Genomic DNA, 23159 nt, shown 5'->3' with positions numbered 1-23159 from the left:
AAACAACAATTTCGATGAAGCACTTTGAGGACAACAACGATGATTATTTATGGTGTGGCTTTGCTGGCGATCTGCATGTTGGCGGGAGTGATCCTTGGCGACATGCTCGGTGTGTTGCTGGGCGTCAAATCCAATGTGGGCGGCGTCGGGATCGCCATGATCCTGTTGATCTGCGCACGCTTGTGGATGCAAAAACACGGTGGCATGACCAAAGACTGCGAAATGGGCGTGGGCTTTTGGGGCGCCATGTACATTCCGGTGGTGGTGGCGATGGCCGCGCAACAAAACGTGGTGACCGCGCTGCACGGCGGCCCGGTCGCTGTGCTGGCCGCCATCGGTTCGGTGGTGGTCTGCGGTTGCACCATTGCCTTGATCAGCCGCACGCACAAGGGTGAACCCCTGCCCGCCGAAGAGCCGCTGATCGCTGCTGCGGGAGGTCGCTGATATGTGGCCTCTGATTGAAAAAGGTTTGGAAAATAACAGCCTGGTCACCGCGTTTGCCTTCGTCGGTGTGGTGATGTGGGTTTCCGTGGTGCTGTCCAAGCGCCTGACGTTCGGGCGCATTCATGGCTCGGCGATTGCCATCGTGATCGGGCTGGTGTTGGCCTGGGTCGGCGGCACACTCACCGGCGGGCAAAAAGGCCTGGCGGACATGGCGCTGTTCTCCGGCATCGGCTTGATGGGCGGCGCGATGCTGCGCGATTTCGCCATTGTTGCCACCGCGTTTGAAGTGCAGGCCACCGAGGCGCGCAAGGCCGGGCTGATCGGTGTGATTGCGTTGCTGCTCGGCACCATCCTTCCGTTTATCGTTGGCGCGAGCATGGCCTGGGCGTTTGGGTATCGCGATGCGATCAGCATGACCACCATCGGCGCGGGCGCCGTGACTTACATCGTTGGCCCTGTGACCGGTGCGGCGATTGGCGCGACCTCGGATGTGATGGCGTTGTCGATTGCGACAGGGCTGATCAAGGCGATTCTGGTGATGGTCGGCACGCCCGTGGCGGCGCGCTGGATGGGCCTGGATAACCCGCGCTCGGCGATGGTATTTGGTGGGCTGGCCGGCACGGTGAGTGGGGTGACGGCGGGGCTGGCGGCGACAGATCGGCGGTTGGTGCCGTATGGCGCGCTGACTGCCACTTTCCATACCGGGCTTGGGTGTTTGCTTGGGCCGTCGTTGCTGTACTTCATCGTGCGCGGTTTAGTCGGCTAATTGCTGTTGGTTTTGAGGGCCTCATCGCGGGCAAGCCCGCTCCCACATTTTGATGTGTGAATACAGTCAACTGTGGGAGCTGGCTTGCCTGCGATGGCGGTCTCAAGGCTGCCGGTTGGCATACATCCGACACTCTGCCAGCAACGCCAGCAAATTCGGGTCGCGCTCCTTGGCCTTTAAAAACACCACGCCAATGTGCTGCTGCAACCGATACCTGGGTTGCAGCGGTATCAGTTTCACGCGGTTCTCATACACCGCCGCAATCCGCCCCGGCAGCAGCGCATAACCCACGCCCGAACTGACCATGCTCAACAGCGTGAAGATGTCATTGACCTGCATCGCCACCTTCGGCTCAAACCCCGCCTGATTGAACACCCGGTTGCCATCCTGATGCGTGGCGAAGCCTTGGGTGAGGGTGATGAAGGTCGCGTCGCGCACATCGGCCAGGTCGATTTCCTGCTCGCGATCCAAGGGTGAGTCGGCCGGGGTGGCGAGGAAGATGTCGTCGGTGAACAGCGCGATCTGTTCGCAGTCCGGGTCGTTGGCGCGTTCGTCGAGGGAGATCAGGATCGCGTCCACTTCCATGTTCTTGAGCTTGTAGAGCAGGTCGAAGTTGGAGCCCAGGATCAGGTCGATATTGAGTTCGCTGCGCCTGATTTTCAGGCCCATGATCAGCTGCGGTACGGTTTTGACCGTCAGCGAATACAGCGAGCCGAGCTTGAAACGCTCAGCCGAGAAACCCGCGGCTTCGCGGGTCAGGCGCACGCTGTCCACCACGTCGGCCACCAGCTTTTGCGCGCGCTCTTCCAGCACGTACGCGCTTTCCAGCGGGGTGAGGTTGCGCCCTTCGTGTTTGAACAGCGGGCAGCGCAGCGCGTTTTCCAGCGAGTGGATGGCGCGGTGCACGCTGACGTTGCTGGTTTGCAACTCGGCGGCGGCGCGGGCCAGGTTGCCGGTGCGCATGAACGCCAGGAAGATCTCGAGCTTCTTGAGGGTGAATTCTTCGTCGATCAGCATGGCCGTGGCTCTTAGTCGAATGCGGTCGATTGTGCCTCTAAAAGCAGTTCACTCCCAGCCATGCACTGCCCAGGCCCAGCAGCACGCCGCCGATGATCAGCCAGATCGCGTTGAGCCGCGTGTAATACACCACGGCGGCGCTGGCCAGGGTCAGCACCAGGCTGGTCGCGTTGTTTTCCAGGCTGTTCATCAGGATGTAGGTTGAGGCGAGAATCAGGCCGATGGAGATCGGCAGCAGGCTGCGTTTAACCCGTTGCACCCACGGCGTTCGGGTGTGCCGTTCCAGCCAGCCAGCGCCCAGGTAAGCCAGCACCGAACAGGGCACCAGCTTGGCCAACAACGCCACCAGCGCGCCAGGCAAGCCCGCCGCCTGCTGGCCGATAAATACCAGAAACATGCCGTTGGGCCCCGGCAGCGCCTGGGACAAGGCGAAGAAGGCGACAAATTGCGCGTCGGTGATCCAGTGCATATCGACCACGGTGTAGCGATGGATATCGCCGATGGCCACCGTGTTGCCGCCAATCGCCATCAGCGACCACAGTGCGCATTGAATCATCAGGTGCAACAGCACGGTTTGCATCAGCCGGCCACCTTGTTCGAACCGATAAAGCTCAAGGCCAGGGAGCTGGGAATGCAGATCAGCAAGACCATCCACAGCGGCAACACAAAGACAGCCATCAATACGAAGGTCAACACGAAGGCGCTGTAGTTGGCGAGCGTGCGGGGCATGGCCTTGAGCAGGCGCAGCGTGGTGCCGAGCATCAAACCCGTGGCAATCGGCATCACCGCGCCGAAGATCTGCTGCACCACGTCGTGGCTCCACCACTTGGCATAGGCAAATCCGGCAAGCACGGTGATCAACGAGGGGAACAGGTATAGCCCGCACACGGTCACAACCGCACCGGGCAAGCCATGCAGGCGCCGGCCGTAGATGATGCCGACGTTGGCGATATTGGGGCCCGGGAAGAACTGGCCGGTGGTCAGCAGCTCATTGAAGCTTTGCTCACTGACCCAGCGGCGACGGTCGACCATCATCTGCCGCGCCCAGGGCATCACGCCGCCAAAGCCGAACAGGCCGACCATGGCAAAATTGTAAAACAGCTGCCATAGGCTGGGGTGAGGCGTGGCGGGTTCTAGCTCGGGCATGGCAATTACCGATAGGACGCTTTTACGTGGGAGCCGGCTTGCTGCTCCCACAGGATGAAGCGAATCATCTATGGACGTGTGTATTTGGGCAAATGAAGAAAGGGTGTTACCTGATATCGGTAGGGTGGCGTCAGAATGCTCAAGGTGGGAACGGTTATTCGAGGTGAGTGACACATGTATCACGGGGAACGATTTAACGCCTGGAGCCATTTGGTCGGGGCTGTAGCAGCTTTTGTTGGCGCAGTGTGGATGTTGGTGGTGGCAAGCCTGGACGGCAGCCCCTGGAAGATCGTCAGCGTGGCGATTTATGGTTTTACGCTGCTGGTGCTGTACAGCGCGTCCACCGTGTACCACAGCGTGCGCGGGCGACGAAAAGAGATCATGCAGAAGGTCGACCACTTTTCGATCTACCTGTTGATCGCCGGCAGCTACACGCCGTTTTGCCTGGTAACGCTGCGCGGGCCGTGGGGTTGGACACTGTTCGGAATCGTGTGGGGGCTGGCGGTGATCGGCATCCTGCAAGAGATCAAGCCGCGCTCCGAGGCGCGCATTCTGTCGATTGTGATTTACGCGGTGATGGGCTGGATCGTGCTGGTGGCGGTCAAGCCGCTGATTGCTGCGCTGGGCACGGCGGGGTTTGTATGGCTGGCCTCGGGCGGGGTGTTGTACACCGTCGGGATCATCTTTTTTGCCCTGGAAGATCGCCTGCGCCACTCCCATGGGATCTGGCACTTGTTCGTGATCGGCGGCAGCCTGCTGCATTTTGTGGCGATCATGCATTACGTGCTTTGACCTGTGGGAGCTGGCTTGCCTGCGATACAGGCGACTCGGTCTATCAGTTAGACCGAGGCGATGCTATCGCAGGCAAGCCAGCTCCCACATCACAAGCGTTCCAGCAGTTCACACGCGCGCTTGCCGAAAATCTGCAGCAGGTTCGCCAGCATATGCGGCGGCGGTTCATCGGCGCGGGTCAGCGCGTACAGGGTGATCGGCAGCGGCGGGGTGAGCGTGCGGATGCAGGTGGTGGCCGTCGATGCGCCGAGGGCGGTGAAGGGATCGATCACGGTCAGGCCGGCGCCGGACTCCACCATGGCCCGGGCCAGGGAATAGGTCTGGACAGAAATGGTCACTCGTGGCGGCGGGTCGACATTTTCCAGGTAGCTGTCGAGCTTTGCCGCCAAGGGGTCGGCACTGGACAGGCCAATCAACGGCGCACCCGCCAGGTCAGTCAGTGGCAACGGTTTGCTCATTTGGGCCTCAGGCCAGTAACCCTTGGAAGCCAACGCCACCAGCCCCCCATTGGCCAACACTTGCGTGGTCAAACCCGGATGGCCGGAGAAGTTGAGGGTCAGCGCCAGGTCGATCTCACGCATCAACAGCTTCTGCACCAGCTCCCGGCTATGGTCGCTGGACAGCTCGCAGGCGATGTCCGGGTAGGCGCGCTTCCACTCCAGAATCGAAGGCGGCAGCAGTGACAATGCCAGGGCAGGGATCGCACCGATGCGCACACTCTGGCCCGGCTCGCGGCGCAAGCTCTTGGCCAGCCGCCGCACACCTTGCAGGCTCTCGGTGACCTTCTCGACTTCGCTTTCCAGCGCCAGGGCTTCCGGGGTGGGCTGCAGTTTGCCGCGCACGCGCAGAAACAGCGGGAAGCCCAGTTGCAGCTCGGCATGCTGCAATACCTTGGTCACCGCCGGTTGCGAGACATGCAGCAACTGCGCGGCGGCGCTGACGGAGCCGGTCTGGCGGATGGCCTGGAAGATTTCGATATGACGCAAGCGCATGGCACGTCCATAACCTTTGTTTATAGGTGAGCCATCTTTATTCATTGTCGGTGGCCTGTCACCTGCCCCTAGGCTTGAGGCCTGTTAACTCAAGTGCGGGTGAGGGGAATGGCCAAGCGGGTTTGCATCATCGGCGGCGGTGTCATCGGTCTGGCGAGTGCATACGCCCTGGTGCGCGCAGGCCATGAAGTCACGGTGATCGACGCGCGCGACAGCCTGTGCAGCGAAACCAGTTTTGCCAACGGCGGGCAACTGTCTTACCGCTATGTCGCGCCGCTGGCCGACGCCGGCGTGCCCCTGCAAGCGCTGGGCTGGCTGCTGCGTGGGGACTCGCCGTTGACACTGCGCCCGCGTCTCGATCCCCGACAATGGCGCTGGATGGCGTCCTTCCTGGGCGCCTGCCGGGGTTCGGTGAACAAGCGTAACGCCGCTCACCTGCTGCGCCTGGCGTCTTTGAGCCAGGCCACTTTGCAGCAATGGCGCGAGGATGATCGCCTGGACGGCTTCGACTGGCGGCGCAACGGCAAGCTGGTGACCTTTCGCAGGACCGGCACCTTTGAGCTTGCGCGCAGCAAGGTCACCGATTTTCTGCAACAACAGGTGCTGTCGGCCGCCGATTGCGCGCGCCTGGAGCCGGCGCTGGTGGGGGATGGCTTTGTCGGCGGTATTTACACGCCAAATGAAGAGGTCGCAGATTGCCATGCCTTCTGCCAACGACTGGCCGCGCGGCTTGAGGCCTCCGGGCGCTGCTCGTTTTTGCTTGGCCGCAAGGTCACGGGGCTACGTCACGGCGACGGTGCGGTGCAGGCCATCGATCTAGGCGATGAAACGATGCCGGTGGACCAGCTTGTAATCGCTGCCGGGCATCGCAGCGCCGAGTTAGCGTTGCCGGGCGTGGCCCTTGCGCTGTATCCGCTCAAAGGCTACAGCCTGAGCGTGCCGATTGGCGCGCAGCACCAGGCGCCGAATGTGAGCATCACCGACTACGACCGCAAGATCGTCTACGCGCGGATCGGCGAGCAGCTGCGTGTGGCCGCGATGGTCGACATTGTCGGCTTTGACGCCCGCCTTGAGCCCAAGCGCCTGGCGCTGATCAAACGCCACGCGTTGGAGACATTTCCCCATGGCGGCGATTACGCCCACGCCGTCGAATGGGCCGGTATGCGCCCGGCCACGCCGACCGGTGTGCCGCTGATCGGTGCGAGTGCTTATCGCAATCTGTGGCTGAACCTGGGCCACGGTGCGCTCGGCTTTACCTTGGCCTGTGGCAGCGGCCAACTGCTGGCCGAGCTGATCGGCCAGCAGGCGCCTTCCATTGATATGCAGGGCCTGGCGCCCCGCGCGGCTTGATTCGTCACACCACCAACGGAGGATAACAATGAAAAAAATCCTGTTGACCGGCTGCACCCTGGGGCTTTTGTTGGGCGCTCAGGTTCAGGCGACTGAAGCACCTCTGGACGGCACCTTGGGCAAGATCGCCAGCGCCAAGTCCATCACGCTGGGCTATCGCGATGCGTCGGTGCCGTTTTCCTACGTAGGTGACCACAGCGGCCAGCCCATGGGTTATTCAGTGGAGTTGGCGGGCAAGATCGTCGAGCGCATCCAGCAGAAAACCGGCGTGCCCAACCTTGGCGTGAAGTACACCCTGGTGACGTCCCAGACCCGCATCCCGCTGGTGCAGAACGGCACTGTGGACCTGGAATGCGGCTCCACCGGGGTGACCGCCGAGCGCCAGAAACAGGTGGCGTTTTCGTACGGGTTTATTTACGTGAAGGGCCAGTTGCTGACCGCCAGGGACAGCGGCATCAACGGGTTTGACGACCTCAAGGGCAGGAACGTGGTGACCACCGCCGGCACCACCAATGAGCGGTACCTCAAGCACTACAACGCCGAACACAAAAGCAACCTGTCGGTGATCAGTGCCAAGGACCACGGCGAAGCCTTCAAGATGCTCGAGACCGGCCGCGCGGCGGCGTTCTACATGGATGACGCGCTGCTCTACGGCGAGCGCGCCAAGGCCCGCGACCCGCACCGCTGGGTGGTGGTGGGCAAGGAGCAGTCGCGGGAGATCTACAGCTGCATGGTGCGCAAGGACGACCCGCAGTTTCTGGCGGTGGTCAACGAGACGCTGGCTGACCTTTACCGCTCCGGGGAAATCAACGGGATTTACCAGCGCTGGTTTGAACAGCCGATCCCGCCCAAGGGCTTGAACCTGGAGTTCCCGATGACGGCTGAGTTGAAGGCGATTATTGCCAGGCCGGTCAGTGACCCGGTGGAGTAGCGAAGTGTTAACCCGATCACTGTGGGAGCAGGCTTGCCTGCGATAGCGTCGGCACATTCAACATCGTTGTTGTTTGGTACACCGCTATCGCAGGCAAGCCAGCTCCCACATTCGAGTGGGTTTGCACAGCGGGGTTAGAAGTCGCCCCACAGTTGCTGGGCGACGGCCAGCGCCACCACTGGCGCCGTTTCAGTGCGCAGCACGCGCGGGCCGAGGCGGGCGGCGTGGAAGCCGGCGCTTTGGGCGGTGTCGACTTCGTTATCGGTCAAGCCACCTTCAGGCCCGATCAAAAACGCCAGGCTGGCAGGCTTGGCATGGCTGATCATCGGCGCGGCCACCGGGTGCAGCACCAGCTTCAACTCCGCCTCGGCCTGCTTCAACCAGTCGGCCAGCAGCAGCGGCGGATGAATCACCGGCACCGTCGAACGCCCGCATTGCTCGCATGCGCTGATCGCCACCTGGCGCCAGTGCAGCAGACGTTTGTCGGCGCGCTCGTCCTTGAGGCGCACTTCGCAGCGGTCGCTGAAAATCGGCGTGATTTCATTCACGCCCAGCTCCGTGGCTTTCTGAATCGCCCAGTCCATACGCTCGCCCCGGGACAGGCCCTGGCCGAGGTGAATGTGCAGCGGCGATTCGCTCTGGCCTGCGAAGCTTTGCGTGAGCTGCACGCTGACGCGTTTTTTACCGACCTCCAGCAACGTGCCCAAAAACTCCTGGCCGGAGCCGTCGAACAGTTGCACGGCATCGCCTTCGCCCATGCGCAATACACGGCTGATGTAGTGGGCCTGGGCTTCGGGCAGTTCGTGTTCGCCGAGGCTCAGCGGGGTGTCGGTGAAAAAGCGGGACAGTCTCATTTCTGTTCTCTGGAAAATTTAAGTAGGTGCTATCAGCCCGGATCACGGAAGCCAGGGTGGAAGTCTTTCGGCACCGCAACGCTGACTTTATCGTTGGTGGCGATATCGATGCCTTCACTGGCCACTTGCGCCAAAAAGTCGATCTGCTCCGGCGTGATCACATACGGCGGCAGGAAATACACCACGCTGCCCAATGGCCGCAACAGCGCGCCGCGCTCCAGGGCATGTTCGAAGACTTTCAGGCCACGGCGTTCCTGCCACGGGTAGGCGGTCTTGGTGGCTTTGTCCTGGACCATCTCGATGGCCAGCACCATGCCGGTCTGGCGCACTTCTGACACGTGCGGGTGGTCCGCCAGGTGCGCGGTGGCGGTGGCCATGCGCTGGGCCAGCGCCTTGTTGTTTTCGATGACGTTGTCTTCTTCGAAAATATCCAGGGTCGCCAGGGCCGCCGCGCAGGCCAGCGGGTTGCCGGTGTAGCTGTGGGAGTGCAGGAAGGCGCGCAGGGTCGGGTAGTCGTCGTAGAAGGCGTCGTAGACGTCGTCGGTGGTGACCACGGCGGCCAACGGCAGGTAGCCGCCGGTGAGGGCCTTGGACAGGCACAGGAAGTCCGGACGGATGCCGGCCTGTTCACAGGCGAACATCGTGCCGGTACGGCCGAAGCCCACGGCGATTTCGTCGTGGATCAGGTGCACGCCGTAGCGGTCGCAGGCCTCGCGCAGCAGCTTGAGGTACACCGGATGGTACATGCGCATGCCGCCGGCGCCCTGGATCAGTGGTTCGACGATCACGGCGGCCACGCTGGCGTGGTTTTCGGCGAGGGTCTGTTCCATGGCCAGGAACATGTTCCGGGAATGTTCTTCCCAGCTCATGCCTTCGGGGCGCAGGTAGCAGTCCGGGCTCGGCACCTTGATGGTGTCCAGCAGCAAGGCCTTGTAGGTCTCGGTAAACAACGGCACATCGCCCACCGACATCGCGGCGATGGTTTCGCCGTGGTAGCTGTTGGTCAGGGTCACGAAGCGCTTTTTGTTCGGCAGGCCGCGGTTGAGCCAGTAGTGAAAGCTCATCTTCAGCGCCACTTCGATGCACGACGAACCGTTATCGGCGTAGAAGCAGCGGGTCAGGCCTTCGGGCGTCATTTTGACCAGGCGTTCGGACAGCTCGATCACCGGCTGGTGGCTGAACCCGGCGAGGATCACGTGTTCCAGTTGGTCGACCTGATCCTTGATGCGCTGGTTGATGCGCGGGTTGGCGTGGCCGAATACGTTGACCCACCAGGAACTGACCGCATCGAGGTAGCGCTTGCCTTCGAAGTCCTCCAGCCACACGCCTTCACCGCGCTTGATCGGGATCAGCGGCAGTTGCTGGTGGTCTTTCATTTGGGTGCAGGGATGCCACAGCACCGCGAGGTCGCGTTGCATCCACTGGTTATTCAAGCCCATCGGTTATCTCCTCGAAGCGGTCCTGCGGCCGGCGCAGGCGTAACAATCGCGCAAGCCTATGCAATGCCAGGCGGTGTCACAACCCATTACGGATGAATTGGCAGTAAACGCGGGACGGTCTGTCACGTTTCTCAGGAATAGTCCTTAATCCATTGTTAACGTACTGTGCATAACCTCTTGATCGTATTTCTCGATATTTCAAAGCGAAATTTTCCGCTTTAATTCGATAGGTAAATCGCTAGTCTTGGGCACAGTTCTTACGGGATTTGGGACATGCAGCTACGTAATTCACCGGCCCGCTATGGTTGGGTCAGCATGGTTTTGCACTGGGGCGTGGCCCTGGTGGTGTTTGGTTTGTTCGCGCTGGGCCTGTGGATGGTCGGTCTCGACTACTACAGCGCCTGGCGCAAAGACGCGCCCGACCTGCACAAGAGCATCGGCATCACGCTGTTCGCCATCATGCTCGTGCGCATCGTCTGGCGTTTGGTCAGCCCGCCACCGCCGCCGCTGGCCAGCTACAGTCGTTTGACCCGTTTGGGTGCTGCGTTTGGCCATGCGTTCCTGTATCTCGGGCTGTTTGCCGTGATGATTGCCGGTTACCTGATTTCCACCGCAGACGGTGTCGGTATCCCGGTGTTTGGTCTGTTTGAGATTCCTGCCGTGGTTTCCGGGCTACCGGACCAGGCAGACACCGCCGGTGTGGTGCACTTGTACCTTGCCTGGGTGTTGGTGGTCTTTGCCGGTTTGCACGGCGTGGCTGCATTGAAACACCACTTTATCGATCGTGATGCGACCCTCCTGCGAATGCTGGGGCGCAAAGCCTGATGTTCAACCTCGACTCACAAGGAATAGAAAGCATGTTGAAAAAGACACTCGCCGCTCTGGCAATCGGTTCTGCTCTGCTGTCCGCCGGTTCAGCGATGGCCGCTGACTACGTGATCGACAAAGAAGGCCAGCACGCCTTCGTCGACTTCAAGATCAGCCACTTGGGCTACAGCTACATCACCGGTACCTTCAAGGACCTGGACGGCAAGTTCAGCTTCGACGCTGCCAAGCCTGAAGACGCCAAGATCGAAGTGAACGTGCGCACCGCCAGCGTGTTCACCAACCACGCCGAACGTGACAAGCACATCGCCAGCAAAGACTTCCTGGACGTTGCCAAGTTTGCCGACGCCAAGTTCGTGTCCACCAAGGTCACGCCAACCGGCAAGAATGCTGATGGCAAAGTCACTGCTGACGTAGCCGGCGACCTGACCCTGCTGGGCGTGACCAAGCCAGTGGTGGTCAAGGCCACGTTCCTGGGTGAAGGCAAGGATCCATGGGGCGGCTACCGTGCCGGCTTCGAAGGCACCACCACCATCAATCGCCAGGACTTCGGCAAGCAGATGGACCTGGGCCCAGCGTCCAACTCGGTTGAGTTGTACGTGACGTTTGAAGGTGTGAAAGCGAAGTAATTTTCGCCTCGCACACAAAAATGCCCCGCATCTTTGGATGCGGGGCATTTTTTATGGCGCGTTGAAAATCAGCGGTTGCGGGTCAGCAACGCTGGTTTTTCACCACGAGGACGGCCTGGCAGTTGATCCAACTGCTCGGGTGTCGGGAAGCGGTCAGCCTTCGACTCCTTGTGGATGATTTTCGGCGCCGGGCCACCGCGCGGGTTCTGCACGGCAGGTTCGGACGAGCGTGGCTGGTCGTCACGGGCCGGGCGGCGGTTGTTGCTGCGCGAGTCTTCGCGACGGGCTTGACCGTCACGCGGTGCGCCATTGCGCGGGCCGCTGCGTTTGGCAGGTGGCGTGCCGGTGGTGCCGCCGCTGCTGTTGCGCGGACCATTCTGACGGCCGCCCTGCGGCTGGCCGCCACGTGGAGCACCTGCGCCTGCACCCTGTGCCGGTGCACCTGGACGACGGCCACGGCCCTGGGCCGGTTTGGCCTGAGGCACGTAGTCGACGCGGTTACCGAAGTTATCCACGTCGTCGTCGAGGAACTCGTCCGGGGCGCGGTCGGCGGCGGCGCGTGGCGGCTGGCTTGGCTGGCGCTGTTCGCGGGCCGGGGTGCCTTCACGGGGCTTTTGCTCACGGGCTGGGCGTTCGCCACGGCCGTTGGTGGGCGCTTTTTCCTTGCCGCCCTTGTCCTTGCCCTTGTCGCGACGACCACCGCCACCACCGCCGCCGTTCGGGCCATCGCCCTTCGGACCGCGTGGGTTGCGCGGGTTACGCACATCCGGACGCTCGCGCACTTCAGGCTTTTCAGCCTCTACGACGCTGGCATCGAAGCCCATCAGGTCGCCGTCGGCGATTTTCTGCTTGGTCATGCGCTCGATGCTTTTCAGCAGTTTTTCTTCGTCCGGGGCGACCAGCGAAATGGCCTCGCCCGAACGCCCGGCACGGCCAGTACGGCCGATACGGTGCACATAGTCTTCGTCGACGTTTGGCAGCTCGAAGTTGACCACGTGCGGCAACTGGTCGATATCCAAGCCGCGCGCGGCGATGTCGGTGGCGACCAGGATGCGCACTTCACCGGCCTTGAAATCGGCCAGGGCTTTGGTGCGCGCGTTCTGGCTCTTGTTGCCGTGGATGGCGACGGCCGTGAGGCCGTGCTTGTCCAGGTACTCGGCCAGGCGGTTGGCGCCGTGCTTGGTGCGGGTAAACACCAGCACTTGTTCCCAGGCGCCGGCGGTGATCAGGTGGGCCAGCAGCGCACGCTTGTGGCTGGCAGCCAGGCGGAATACGCGTTGCTCGATCCGCTCGACCGTGGTGTTCGGCGGCGTGACTTCGATGCGTTCCGGGTTGTGCAGCAGCTTGCCGGCCAGGGCGGTGATGTCCTGGGAGAACGTTGCCGAAAACAGCAGGTTCTGACGTTTGGCCGGCAGGCGGGCGAGGACCTTTTTCACGTCATGGACAAAGCCCATGTCGAGCATGCGGTCGGCTTCGTCCAGCACGAGGATTTCCACGTGGGACAAGTCAACGCTGCCTTGGCCGCACAGGTCGAGCAAACGACCCGGGCAGGCGACCAGCACGTCAACCCCGCGGGACATGGCCTGAACCTGTGGGTTCATGCCGACGCCGCCGAAGATGCAGGCGCTGACGAACTTCAAGTCGCGGGCATACAGCTTGAAGCTGTCGTGCACTTGGGCGGCGAGTTCGCGGGTAGGGGTCAGGACCAGTACGCGCGGTTGGCGCGGGCCGTGACGCTGGGATTTGTCCGGGTGACCGTTGGGGAACAAGCGCTCCAGAATCGGGAGGGCGAAACCACCGGTTTTACCAGTACCTGTCTGAGCCGCAACCATCAGGTCGCGACCTTGCAACACGGCGGGAATGGCCCGCTGTTGCACCGGAGTAGGCTCGGTATAGCCCGCTGCCTCGATGGCGCGGACTAAAGCCTCGGAGAGACCGAGGGAAGCAAAGGACATGAGTAATCCTGTTTTAGTTAGGGCTTGGCCCAAAGGGATAATCTTGCCGGGCGTGAATGGCGCTTAGGGGAGCGCAACCCCGTCCGGTCCTGCTGCGTCTGGCGGGCACTCCACCGGCTCGCGCGGGCTGAAAGCTGCGCAGTAGCTGGGTTAGGTGCCTTTTTCAAGACCTCAGCGGCCGGGCGTGAGCCTGGCGGAAAGGCCGGAGTATAACAGAGCAATCACGGCGCGCTGCTTTCCTGCTGCTCAACGGTGTGTTCAGAGGCCGTAATGGCCTGGATTCCACCGTATTTTGCGCTCAAGGCGGCGTAAGCCGGCTCTTGTTTGAAGCGCTTGAGCTCGGCGGCGAAGCGCTGCACCAGCAAATCCATGCCGGCGCCACGGCGCACCGCCAGAAACTGCGGCTGGCGGCTGACCACCACGGGCGCCCGGCTGACCTTGCCTTCCAGGCCCATGGCCTTGATCACATGCTGGCCCACTCGGCGGTCCGTAATGACCAGATCGATGCGCCCCAGCGACAGCTTGCCGAAGTTGGCCTCATGGCTGGGCGCCGGCTCGCGGTTGAACAAGGTCGACTCGCTGAAATCTTCGCCGTAGAGGTAGCCCGGGGATGTACCGACGGTGAGCCCGCGCAAATCATCGAGGGTTTCGGCCGGATGAGGGCGGTCGTTGGCGTAGAACAGCACGAACTCGACATCCGACAGCGGCTCGCTGGGGTAAAGCAGCAAGGCGTCGCGCTCATGGCTGTGAAAGATGTCCAGCGCGCCATCGGCATTGCCCTGGTCGAGCATCGCCAGGCAGCGCTTCCAGGGCAGGAATTGCCATTGCACGTCCACGCCCAGGCGTTGGAACACGGTTACCGTGGTTTCGTAATCCAGCCCGCGCATGCTGCCCTTGTCGTCGTAGACGTAGGGGGCCCAGGGCTCGGTGACAATGCGCAGTTTCTCACCGAAAGCGGTGAGGCTCAGGCAAGTAAAAAACACAGCAGTCAACAACTTGAGAATGACAGGCATGCCCTGAGGTTACGACGCTCTTGCGCTAAAGAGAAGCGCTGGCACACGCATTCGCGGCCACGTTGATGTAGCGCATTTAAAACAAAAAGGCCCTCGTATTGACGAGGGCCTTCGAGTCACGGAGCAAGCCTCAGCGTGGCAGCTTGAGGTTGTTCCAGATGGCCAGGCTCGGTTCGGCCTGGTTCAGGGTGTAGAAGTGCAACCCTGGCGCGCCACCTTGCAGCAGTTGTTCGCACATCTGGGTGATGACCTGCTCGCCAAACGCCTGGATGCTTTTGACGTCGTCGCCGTAGGCTTCCAGTTGCTTGCGCACCCAGCGCGGAATCTCGGCGCCGCAAGCGTCGGAGAAACGCGCCAGCTTGCTGTAGTTGGTGATCGGCATGATGCCCGGCACGATCGGGATGTTCACACCCATGGCCCGTACACGCTCGACGAAGTAGAAGTAGCTGTCGGCGTTGAAGAAGTACTGGGTGATCGCGCTGTCGGCACCGGCGTTGGCCTTGCGCACGAAGTTCCGCAGATCGTCTTCGAAATTGCGTGCCTGGGGATGCATCTCCGGGTACGCCGCCACTTCGATATGGAAGTGATCGCCGCTTTCTTCACGGATGAAACTCACCAGGTCATTGGCGTAGCGCAGCTCACCGCTGGCCATGCCCATGCCGGACGGCAAATCGCCACGCAGGGCGACGATGCGCTTGATGCCGGCTTGCTTGTACTGGGTCAGCAGGCCGCGCAGGTCGGCTTTGCTGTCGCCCACGCACGACAAGTGCGGAGCGGCGGGAACTTTGACTTCGCTTTCCAGCTGCAACACGGTGTTGATCGTGCGATCACGGGTCGAACCGCCGGCGCCGTAGGTGCAGGAGAAGAAGTCGGGGTTGTAGCTGGCCAACTGCTTGGCAGTCGCCATCAGTTTTTCATGCCCAGCATCGGTCTTGGTCGGGAAGAACTCGAAGCTGTAGCGACGGTCTTGGGACATGGTAATACCCTTGGAAACTCATAAAACCGGGAGATGTACGCCGTCAATGTGGGAGGGGGCTTGCCCCCGATGACGATGTATCAGTCGACATAGTTGTTAACTGACATTCCGCTATCGGGGGCAAGCCCCCTCCTACATTAGAAGCCCGCTCCCACAAGGGGAGCAGGCAGCAGGCATATCAGTAGCGGTAAGCGTGCGGCTTGAACGGACCTTCAACCGTCACGCCGATGTAGTCGGCCTGGGTTTTGGTCAGTTGAGTCACCACGCCGCCGAAGCCGCGGACCATTTCCAGGGCCACTTCTTCGTCGAGTTTCTTGGGCAGTACTTCCACGGTCAGGCGCTCGGCTTTCTGGGCTGGCGACAGGTCGGCGTACTTCTGGCCGAACAGGAAAATCTGCGCCAGAACCTGGTTGGCGAACGAGCCGTCCATGATGCGGCTTGGGTGGCCAGTGGCGTTGCCCAGGTTAACCAGGCGGCCTTCGGCCAGCAGGATCAGGTAGTCGTCGTTCTGCGGATCGAAGTCACCGGCGCCGGTACGGTGAACCTTGTGTACCTGCGGCTTCACTTCTTCCCATGCCCAGTTCTTGCGCATGAAAGCGGTGTCGATTTCGTTGTCAAAGTGACCGATGTTGCACACCACAGCGCGCTTTTTCAGGGCTTTGAGCATGTTCGCGTCGCACACGTTCACGTTACCGGTGGTGGTCACGATCAGGTCGATCTTGCCCAGCAGGGCCTTGTCGATGCTCGCTTCGGTGCCGTCGTTCTGGCCGTTGATGAACGGCGAAACCACTTCGAAACCGTCCATGCACGCTTGCATGGCGCAGATCGGGTCAACTTCGGAGACTTTAACGATCATGCCTTCCTGACGCAGGGACTGGGACGAACCCTTGCCCACGTCGCCGTAGCCGATCACCAGAGCTTGCTTGCCCGACAGCAGGTGGTCGGTGCCGCGCTTGATGGCATCGTTCAGGCTGTGACGGCAGCCGTACTTGTTGTCGTTCTTGCTCTTGGTCACCGAGTCGTTGACGTTGATGGCCGGGATTTTCAGCTCGCCCTTGGCCAGCATGTCCAGCAGGCGGTGCACGCCGGTGGTGGTTTCTTCGGTCACGCCGTGGACGCGGTCGAGGATCTGCGGGTATTTCTTGTGCAGCAGCTCAGTCAGGTCGCCGCCGTCGTCGAGGATCATGTTGGCGTCCCATGGCTTGCCATCTTTGAGGATGGTTTGCTCCAGGCACCACTCGTACTCTTCTTCGGTTTCGCCTTTCCAGGCATAAACCGCGATGCCGGCAGCAGCGATAGCAGCAGCGGCCTGGTCTTGAGTCGAGAAAATGTTGCAGGACGACCAACGCACTTCGGCACCCAGGGCAACCAAGGTTTCGATCAGCACGGCAGTCTGAATGGTCATGTGGATGCAGCCGAGAATCTTCGCGCCTTTGAGCGGTTGCTCAGCGGCGTATTTGCGACGCAGACCCATCAGGGCAGGCATTTCGGATTCGGCGATAAAGGTTTCGCGACGGCCCCAGGCAGCGAGGGACATGTCGGCGACTTTGTAGTCGGTAAAACCTGCAGGCGAGATTACAGCGCTCATGAAGAGCCTCCATTCGTAGTGTGCGAATGGGCGCCGTTGTGCGTTTAGTATCAACCCCGATAAACCAGGCCTGACAACGCCCCATCCGAGCCTGACAGGTCGAGCCTGCTGCAGCGCCCCTCGGACAGGTGGCGGGAGAACGGTATCAATCACAGATGACCGTTTTGAAGCGGTGGCGATTATAGCTGTGTGCGCCAGACTTCCCAAGCCTTTCTGTCGGGCATATGAAGATCGCTCATGGGCTTGATAGGCAATGGCTCATAGAGCTTGGGCCCGGGCTCTGCCATGATGTTGCCCTTCATTTCGCAACGCGCTTTGGAGTGACCATGAACTTCCACACCCGCAAATGGGTAAAACCAGAAGACCTCAACCCCAACGGCACCCTGTTCGGCGGCAGCCTGCTGCGCTGGATCGACGAAGAAGCGGCCATCTACGCGATTGTGCAATTGGGCAACCAGCGGGTGGTGACCAAGTACATCTCCGAAATCAACTTCGTCAGCGCCTCGCGCCAGGGCGACATCATCGAGCTGGGCATCACCGCCACCGAGTTCGGCCGCACCTCGATCACCCTGACCTGCGAAGTGCGCAACAAGATCACGCGCAAAAGCATCCTGACCGTAGAAAAAATGGTCTTCGTCAACCTCGGCGAAGACGGCTTGCCGGCGCCCCACGGTCGCACAGAGATCAAGTACGTGAAGGACCAGTTCCAGGAAGACGGCATCAAGGACTAATCCTGTCGCTGGCCAGTGAACGCTATTGATAGGTCAAAGGTCGTACCTGAACAACGCCCCCCGTTCAGGTATCACCATGGCTACGCAAGCAGACGGCAAGACCCCTAACCTGTCGCAGGAAGAACAGCACGACGTCGACAAGAATCAGCCGCCCCGCGCGGCGGTTCTGCATGAAATCATCCGCACCCAGGGCGATCAGGAACTGGAACGCACCGTGGCCGCATTGTGGTGGTCGGCGCTGGCCGCCGGCCTGACCATGGGCCTGTCGTTGATGGGCATGGGCCTGCTCAATTCGCGGCTACCGGACGGCGAAGGGTTCAAAGTGATCGCCAGTTTCGGGTACTGCGCAGGTTTCCTGGCGGTAATCCTCGCCCGTCAGCAGTTGTTTACCGAAAACACCCTGACGGCCGTGCTGCCGGTGATGAGCAAGCCAACCCTGGCCAACGCCGCACGATTGCTGCGCCTGTGGGCAGTGGTGCTGGTGGGCAACCTGTGCGGCACCTTGCTGGTGGCGTATGTGATGCTGCATTTGCCGATCTTCGACACCAAGACTGACATGGCCTTCCTCGAAATCGGTCGCAAAGTCATGGAAAACGACACCGGTCAGATGTTCGCCAAGGGCATTATTTCCGGCTGGATGATCGCCACCATGGTGTGGATGATCCCGTCCATGGAAAGCGCGAAAATGTTCATCATCATCCTGATCACCTACCTGATGGCGCTGGGTGACTTCACCCATATCGTCGTCGGTTCGGCGGAAGTCTCGTACCTGGTGTTTGCGGGCGAACTGCCGTGGAAGGATTTTTGGCTGGTGTTCGCCGGCCCGACACTGGCCGGCAACATCATCGGCGGCAGTTTTATTTTTGCGCTGATCAGCCACGCACAGATTCGCAGCGAAAACAGTCTGCCGGGCGAGACCGCAGACCCGCGCCATCCCCAGCAGGTCAACAAGGAGCGGTAAGCCGATTCCTCTTTAATGAATGGCAAAGTCGCTACGCGGCTTTCCATTCATTAAAGAGGAATCTTATGCGGGCTTCCCCTTTTTTACGGGCGCGCAATGGGTGCGCGCTGATCGTGGCGCTGGGCGTGTTCGGCATGGCGCAGGCCAGGGACGATGCGGCGGATCGCTCGTTGACCATCGAAAAGAATACTCAAGGTGCCCAAGGCCGTTTCGCATAAGGGCGCGGATGTTACCTACGACGCCCGTTACGAGCGCAGCGGCAACACCGTACTGGTTTTTCGCACCCTGGCGTTCAGTCATCCCGAAGCGGTGTGCAGCCCTGCGTACTTCAAGGCGATGCAGCCGATGATCGAGGCGATGTTCAATGACCTGAAAAGCCAGATCATCGTGCAGACCCTCTGACCGTAATGCGGGCGGCGAAGTCAGTTCGCCGCCCGCGTCCATCAGTGGGTCTCGGCCTGCGGAGCCGGTTCATCCTTGGTCACGTGTTTGACCAGCTTGCCGATGCTCAAACCCTGCAGCAGGATCGACGACAGCACCACGATGTAGGTGATGCTCAGCAACAAGTCGCGCTCCGGCCCCAACGGCAAGGCCAGTGCCAATGCTACCGACACCCCGCCACGCAGGCCGCCCCAGGTAAGGATGCGGATAGTGCCGCGCGGTACGGTGCGCCAGCGGCGCAGCAACAGGATCGCCGGGGCCACGGTCAGCAGGCGCGAAAGCAGGATCGCCACCGCCAGCAAACTGGCCGCCAATACGTGCAGCCAGTTGAACGGCAGCAGCAACAGCTCCATGCCGATCAGCGCGAACAGCAAGGCGTTGAGCATGTCATCGAGCAATTCCCAGAAACCGTCCAGGTAGCGTCGGGTCATGTCGTTCATCGCCAGCTTGCGGCCCAGGTTGCCGATGATCAGGCCGGCAACCACCATCGCAATCGGTGCCGAGACGTGCAGTTCGGTGGCCAACGCCGAGCCGCCGATCACCAGCGCCAAGGTCAGCATCACTTCAATCTGGTGCTGCTCGATGCTTTTGATCATCAAGTACACCAGGTAGCCGATCAGCCCGCCGAACACCACCCCGCCAATCGCTTCATGAGCGAACAGCATGGCCGTGGCGCCGACGGTTGGCGTTTCACCCAACTGCGCGATGCCTAGCAGCACGGTAAACACCACGACCGCCGTGCCGTCATTGAACAGCGACTCGCCGACAATGGTGGTTTTCAGCGGTTTCGATGCGTTGGCCGTTCGCAGCACGCCCAGCACCGCAATCGGGTCGGTAGGCGAGATCAGCGCGCCGAACAGCAGGCAGTAGAGGAAGCTCACGTGCCAGCCGAACAGGGCGAAGATGTAGAACGCCAGGCTGCCGATGACCACGGTGGCAATCAACACGCCGAAGGTTGCCAACAGGCCGATGGGCCAGCGATAACTGCGCAAGTCATTCAGGTTGACGTGCAAGGCGCCAGCGAACAGCAGGAACGAAAGCATCCAGTTCATCAACAGATCGCCAAAGTCGATCTGGCCGATCAATTGCTGAATACGCTCCTCCAGGCCTGGGTAGCCGATGAAGCTCAGGCCTTGCAGGATCAGTGAGAACAGCAGGGCGGTGACCATCACGCCAATGGTGGGTGGCAGGCCTATAAAACGGAAGTTCACATACGTGAGCAGGGTAGTGAGGCAAATGAAGGCGGCGACAAGTTCAAGCATCCGGGGTCCTTGGAAGGTGAAGTGAGCGTTGGTTAATGGGTGGATGGACCGCAGCAGTGGCGGGATGTTGCAGACCATAGGGCAAAAGGCCGGTAGAACCTTTGGCGGTGGCGCGGTTCATAGCGGTTAAGTGCGGTGTGGCATTTTTAGTGCTAAAACTCTAACCGCTGGCTAAAACTACAAAAGGAATCGGTGATGACGGTGGCTTTCTGGTGTGTGTTGATCGCAATTTTCCTGCCTTATCTGTGCACGGGTGTGGCCAAGTTCAGCGGCGGCAAGTTCGGGCCTCGGCAGAACCATGACCCTCGGGCTTTCCTGGACACCCTCGATGGGTTCGCCAAACGCGCTCACAGTGCGCAACTCAACAGCTTTGAAGTGACGCCGGCATTTGCGGCGGCAGTAATCATTGCGCACTTGGCCGGCACGGCATCACTGGTGACCATCAATGTGCTGGCGGTGCTGTTTATCACCAGTCGGCTGCTGTACATCATTTGCTACCTGGCAGACTGGGCGATGCTGCGTTCGCTGGTCTGGGCATTGGGCATGGCATTGATCGCGAGTTTCTTTTTTGTCTCGATCTAAGGCCCGATGCGATTTCCTCGTGTGAGCTGGCTTGTTGTGCCGATCCAGTTTGTTGTGGCGAGCGGGCTTGTTGTGGCGAGCGGGCTTGCCCCGCGTTGGGGCGCGAAGCGGCCCTAAAATCGGACACCCAGTTCTTCCTGAAAGAGCTCGGCGCTTGTATTGGGGCTGCTTCGCAGCCCAACGCGGGGCAAGCCCGCTCGCCACACCACGCCCGCTCGGCCACAAGTCTGCTAGCCACATCAAGCCCGCTCGCCACACGAGCCTGCTCAACACCATGAATCGCGTCTATCAGAAACCACTCAGGTGCCGGCAGGCGCATCCGGCACCTGCGGCAACGCTGCGCCTTTAGGCCACAGCATCCAGATCTGACCCTGCTGCTTCATATTCCCCGCCAACTCGCCCGCTGCATCACCGGTGCCCCAGAACAGGTCTGCGCGCACTTCGCCGGTGATTGCACCGCCGGTGTCCTGTGCGGCCACGGGCCGGGCAATGGGCGAGCCGTCAGGTTGGGTGGTCGACAGCCATAACAGGCTGCCCAGCGGAATCACCTTGCGATCCACCGCCACGCTGTAGCCCGCCGTCAGCGGCACATTCAGTGAGCCGCGCGGGCCTTCATTGCTGTCCGGGCGAGCGCTGAAAAACACGTAGCTGGGGTTGCTCGCCAGCAGTTGTGGAATACGTTGCGGGTTAGCCTTGGCCCAGGCGCTGATGGCGCCCATGGTCACGTCTTCTTTTTTCAGCTCGCCTTGCTCCACCAGCCAACGGCCGATCGGGCGGTACGGGTAACCGTTCTGGTCGCCATACCCCACACGCAGTTGGCGCCCGCCGGCGAGTTGAATGCGGCCCGAGCCCTGAATCTGCAAGAACTGCAGGTCCATCGGGTTGGTCAGCCAGGCAATCGGCTTGGCGGTGGAGCCCTGGCCGTTGATGGTGCTGGCGTCGTCATATGGCTTGAGCACACGCCCTTCGAGGCGGCCGCGCAGGCGCTTGCCCTTGAGTTCCGGGTAGATGCTTTCCAGGTTGACGATGATCAGGTCATCCGGCACCCCGTACACCGGCACATGGGCAGTGGCGGTTTCGGTCAGGCTGCCGGGGTAGACCGGTTCGTAGTAGCCGGTGATCAGGCCGTTCGGCGTGTTGTCGGCCGAGCGCAGGCCGAACACATCCAGGCGCTCCTTGAGAAAGCTGCGCACTGCCGGGGCGTTGCCCGGCACGCTGGTCGCTGCTGCGCAGGTCGCGCCCCAGATCGGGTCGGCCTTCAGGCGTTGGCAGGCGCTGCGCCAGGATTCAAACCCGGCGAGCAGGTCGCTGTCGGAAACAGCCGGCAGCGCTTCCCACGGTGCACTCACATACGTGGCGACGGCATGGGGTTTTACGGTTTCATCTTTGCCGGCGTCTTTGTTGCCATCGCAGCCGGCCAGCAGTGCAATGATCGGCAGAGCCCACGCCAGGCGGCGGCTCCAGGGTTTCAAGGTGACATTCATACAAACACTTCCTGAAGCGATTGCCCGCGCCGCAGCACGTTTGGGCAACCCTTATTATTAATAGGGCTATTGGTCTTTACGGGCGGGGCGAGGATACTGGCCGCCGTTCCCGTGACCTGAAGCCATCATGACTTTTAAAACACTGACCGTTGTATTGCTGGCCTGCCTGACGTTATCCGCTTGTGGCGGTGTTGATCCGAATTCACCTCTGGGTCAGCGCAAGGCAATCTTCAAGCAAATGCTCAAGACCGGTGAAGACCTGGGCGGCATGTTGCGTGGGCGCATCCCTTTTGATGGCGCGAAGTTCGCCGAAGGCGCGGTCAAGCTTGATGCGTTGTCCCACGAGCCTTGGAAGCATTTCCCGAGCGTGCGCGAAGAAGATCACACCAGCGCCAAGGACAGCGTGTGGCAACAACAGGCACGGTTCCAGGCGTTGGCCCGAAACCTTGAAACGGCCACCGGTGAACTGGTGATCGCCAGCCAGGTGCAGCCTTACAAAGCCAGCAACCTGGGGCCTGCAGTGCAGAAAGTCGAAGATGCCTGCACGGCTTGCCATAAGCAGTTTCGGGATCACTGACCGGGTTTACTGGTCGAGTTCTTCAACAGCGTCCTGCAGCTCTTTGCGTGACTGCGCCAACTTGTCCTTACGCTTGTTGATCTTGTCCGCGTCACCCTTTTTCATCGCCTTGTCGAGGTCGGCCTGACGGCGGCTGACTTCGTGCTTGGCGTCGAGCACCTTGTTTTCGCGTTCTTTCCTCAGGGACGCATCGGTGCAGTTGGCGGTGACTTCGCTCAGGGCTTTTTCAAGGCCAGCCTGTTGCTCGCTGTTGCCGTGTGCCTTGGCTTGCTCGATCTGAGTGCTGATGGCTTGGCGCTTGGCGGCGCAGCCGGTGAGTTCCGGCACCTCTTCGGCGGCCAGCAGCGGTGTCGCCATGAAGCTTGCAGCCGTTAACAAGGCAAAAGGGGCAAGAAATTTCATAA

General features: G+C 61.1%; 26 protein-coding genes and 1 riboswitch. Of the genes, 13 read left to right on the top strand and 13 right to left on the bottom strand.

Annotated features, from left to right (window positions below; all coding sequences use genetic code 11):
• Positions 1-39 precede the first annotated feature (39 nt).
• Positions 40-444, top strand: a complete 405-nt coding sequence (gene madL, locus NTD89_RS07740; RefSeq protein WP_106575654.1) for a malonate transporter subunit MadL — start codon at positions 40-42, stop codon at positions 442-444.
• Position 445: 1 nt separating this feature from the next.
• Positions 446-1210 carry a malonate transporter subunit MadM gene (gene madM, locus NTD89_RS07735; protein ID WP_145157686.1) on the top strand — a complete coding sequence of 255 codons (765 nt, stop codon included), beginning with the start codon at positions 446-448 and terminating at the stop codon, positions 1208-1210.
• Positions 1211-1312: 102 nt separating this feature from the next.
• Here the strand turns inward: madM and NTD89_RS07730 are convergent, their stop codons facing one another.
• The 3 genes from NTD89_RS07730 to NTD89_RS07720 are packed head-to-tail and all read right to left on the bottom strand — an operon-like array spanning position 1313 to position 3373.
• A complete protein-coding gene (locus NTD89_RS07730) occupies positions 1313-2227 on the bottom strand; it encodes a LysR substrate-binding domain-containing protein (protein ID WP_242199842.1) in 915 nt (304 codons plus the stop codon).
• Between the two features lie 37 nt (positions 2228-2264).
• The gene (locus NTD89_RS07725) at positions 2265-2807 is read right to left on the bottom strand and encodes a chromate transporter (protein WP_145157682.1); all 543 of its coding nucleotides are present in this window, start codon (positions 2805-2807) and stop codon (positions 2265-2267) included.
• Positions 2807-3373, bottom strand: a complete 567-nt coding sequence (locus NTD89_RS07720) for a chromate transporter (protein ID WP_145157680.1) — start codon at positions 3371-3373, stop codon at positions 2807-2809. The genes NTD89_RS07725 and NTD89_RS07720 overlap by 1 nt, the downstream gene beginning before the upstream one ends.
• Before the next feature lie 174 nt (positions 3374-3547).
• Between NTD89_RS07720 and trhA the strand changes: the two genes are divergently transcribed.
• Positions 3548-4165: a PAQR family membrane homeostasis protein TrhA gene (gene trhA / locus NTD89_RS07715; protein WP_124418644.1), complete on the top strand. Its 618-nt coding sequence runs from the start codon at positions 3548-3550 to the stop codon at positions 4163-4165.
• An 89-nt stretch (positions 4166-4254) separates the two neighbouring features.
• Here trhA and NTD89_RS07710 read toward each other — a convergent pair whose 3' ends face one another.
• Positions 4255-5157 (bottom strand): LysR family transcriptional regulator, encoded by a 903-nt coding sequence (locus tag NTD89_RS07710; protein WP_242199844.1) that lies wholly within the window; start codon positions 5155-5157, stop codon positions 4255-4257.
• Positions 5158-5265: 108 nt separating this feature from the next.
• Here NTD89_RS07710 and NTD89_RS07705 point away from each other — a divergent pair, with 108 nt between their 5' ends.
• Positions 5266-6507, top strand: coding sequence for a D-amino acid dehydrogenase (locus NTD89_RS07705; protein ID WP_262206959.1), 1242 nt, complete (start codon positions 5266-5268; stop codon positions 6505-6507).
• 28 nt (positions 6508-6535) lie between these two features.
• Positions 6536-7438 carry a transporter substrate-binding domain-containing protein gene (locus tag NTD89_RS07700; protein ID WP_262206957.1) on the top strand — a complete coding sequence of 301 codons (903 nt, stop codon included), beginning with the start codon at positions 6536-6538 and terminating at the stop codon, positions 7436-7438.
• A gap of 134 nt (positions 7439-7572) precedes the next feature.
• On the opposite strand, the gene NTD89_RS07695 is transcribed toward NTD89_RS07700, so the two are convergent.
• Together NTD89_RS07695 and NTD89_RS07690 are read right to left on the bottom strand one after the other, a co-directional pair.
• The gene (locus tag NTD89_RS07695) at positions 7573-8292 is read right to left on the bottom strand and encodes a 16S rRNA (uracil(1498)-N(3))-methyltransferase (protein WP_145157669.1); all 720 of its coding nucleotides are present in this window, start codon (positions 8290-8292) and stop codon (positions 7573-7575) included.
• 32 nt (positions 8293-8324) lie between these two features.
• Positions 8325-9731 carry an adenosylmethionine--8-amino-7-oxononanoate transaminase gene (locus tag NTD89_RS07690; RefSeq protein ID WP_262206954.1) on the bottom strand — a complete coding sequence of 469 codons (1407 nt, stop codon included), beginning with the start codon at positions 9729-9731 and terminating at the stop codon, positions 8325-8327.
• A gap of 273 nt (positions 9732-10004) precedes the next feature.
• On the opposite strand from NTD89_RS07690, the gene NTD89_RS07685 reads away from it, so the two are divergent.
• On the top strand, positions 10005-10556 hold the full coding sequence (locus tag NTD89_RS07685; RefSeq protein ID WP_106575643.1) for a cytochrome b: 552 nt from the start codon (positions 10005-10007) through the stop codon (positions 10554-10556).
• Positions 10557-10588: 32 nt separating this feature from the next.
• Positions 10589-11185, top strand: a complete 597-nt coding sequence (locus tag NTD89_RS07680) for a YceI family protein (RefSeq protein ID WP_106575642.1) — start codon at positions 10589-10591, stop codon at positions 11183-11185.
• Positions 11186-11253: 68 nt separating this feature from the next.
• Here NTD89_RS07680 and NTD89_RS07675 read toward each other — a convergent pair whose 3' ends face one another.
• The 4 genes from NTD89_RS07675 to ahcY form a co-directional block, all read right to left on the bottom strand.
• Entirely contained in the window at positions 11254-13140 is a 1887-nt protein-coding gene (locus NTD89_RS07675) for a DEAD/DEAH box helicase (RefSeq protein WP_262206950.1), read from the bottom strand.
• 221 nt (positions 13141-13361) lie between these two features.
• Entirely contained in the window at positions 13362-14153 is a 792-nt protein-coding gene (locus tag NTD89_RS07670) for a substrate-binding periplasmic protein (RefSeq protein WP_262206949.1), read from the bottom strand.
• A 130-nt stretch (positions 14154-14283) separates the two neighbouring features.
• A complete protein-coding gene (gene metF, locus NTD89_RS07665) occupies positions 14284-15129 on the bottom strand; it encodes a methylenetetrahydrofolate reductase [NAD(P)H] (protein WP_145157656.1) in 846 nt (281 codons plus the stop codon).
• 178 nt (positions 15130-15307) lie between these two features.
• Positions 15308-16717, bottom strand: coding sequence for an adenosylhomocysteinase (gene ahcY / locus NTD89_RS07660; RefSeq protein ID WP_145157652.1), 1410 nt, complete (start codon positions 16715-16717; stop codon positions 15308-15310).
• 21 nt (positions 16718-16738) lie between these two features.
• Positions 16739-16845, bottom strand: a riboswitch (S-adenosyl-L-homocysteine riboswitch).
• A gap of 198 nt (positions 16846-17043) precedes the next feature.
• Here ahcY and NTD89_RS07655 point away from each other — a divergent pair.
• The 4 genes from NTD89_RS07655 (at position 17044) to NTD89_RS07640 (ending at position 18811) form a co-directional block, all read left to right on the top strand.
• Complete coding sequence (locus tag NTD89_RS07655; protein ID WP_064454506.1) at positions 17044-17448, top strand: acyl-CoA thioesterase; 405 nt, start codon at positions 17044-17046, stop codon at positions 17446-17448.
• 76 nt (positions 17449-17524) lie between these two features.
• The gene (locus tag NTD89_RS07650; protein WP_145157649.1) at positions 17525-18409 is read left to right on the top strand and encodes a formate/nitrite transporter family protein; all 885 of its coding nucleotides are present in this window, start codon (positions 17525-17527) and stop codon (positions 18407-18409) included.
• A 65-nt stretch (positions 18410-18474) separates the two neighbouring features.
• Positions 18475-18627 (top strand): hypothetical protein, encoded by a 153-nt coding sequence (locus NTD89_RS07645; RefSeq protein ID WP_262206948.1) that lies wholly within the window; start codon positions 18475-18477, stop codon positions 18625-18627.
• Positions 18605-18811, top strand: coding sequence for a hypothetical protein (locus NTD89_RS07640; RefSeq protein ID WP_262206947.1), 207 nt, complete (start codon positions 18605-18607; stop codon positions 18809-18811). Before NTD89_RS07645 ends, NTD89_RS07640 begins: the two co-directional genes overlap by 23 nt.
• 41 nt (positions 18812-18852) lie before the next feature.
• Here NTD89_RS07640 and NTD89_RS07635 read toward each other — a convergent pair whose 3' ends face one another.
• Positions 18853-20112 (bottom strand): cation:proton antiporter, encoded by a 1260-nt coding sequence (locus NTD89_RS07635; RefSeq protein WP_106575635.1) that lies wholly within the window; start codon positions 20110-20112, stop codon positions 18853-18855.
• 195 nt (positions 20113-20307) lie between these two features.
• On the opposite strand from NTD89_RS07635, the gene NTD89_RS07630 reads away from it, so the two are divergent.
• Positions 20308-20694, top strand: a complete 387-nt coding sequence (locus NTD89_RS07630) for an MAPEG family protein (protein WP_106575634.1) — start codon at positions 20308-20310, stop codon at positions 20692-20694.
• Between the two features lie 299 nt (positions 20695-20993).
• Here the strand turns inward: NTD89_RS07630 and NTD89_RS07625 are convergent, their stop codons facing one another.
• Entirely contained in the window at positions 20994-22178 is a 1185-nt protein-coding gene (locus NTD89_RS07625) for a murein transglycosylase A (RefSeq protein ID WP_262206946.1), read from the bottom strand.
• Positions 22179-22305: 127 nt separating this feature from the next.
• On the opposite strand from NTD89_RS07625, the gene NTD89_RS07620 reads away from it, so the two are divergent.
• Entirely contained in the window at positions 22306-22755 is a 450-nt protein-coding gene (locus NTD89_RS07620; protein ID WP_145157640.1) for a c-type cytochrome, read from the top strand.
• A 6-nt stretch (positions 22756-22761) separates the two neighbouring features.
• On the opposite strand, the gene NTD89_RS07615 is transcribed toward NTD89_RS07620, so the two are convergent.
• Entirely contained in the window at positions 22762-23157 is a 396-nt protein-coding gene (locus NTD89_RS07615) for a DUF1090 domain-containing protein (RefSeq protein WP_262206945.1), read from the bottom strand.
• Positions 23158-23159 lie beyond the last annotated feature (2 nt).

Source organism: Pseudomonas sp. 14P_5.3_Bac1 (assembly GCF_025466135.1).
GTDB lineage: Bacteria > Pseudomonadota > Gammaproteobacteria > Pseudomonadales > Pseudomonadaceae > Aquipseudomonas.
This window is presented reverse-complemented; position numbering and strand designations above follow the sequence as displayed.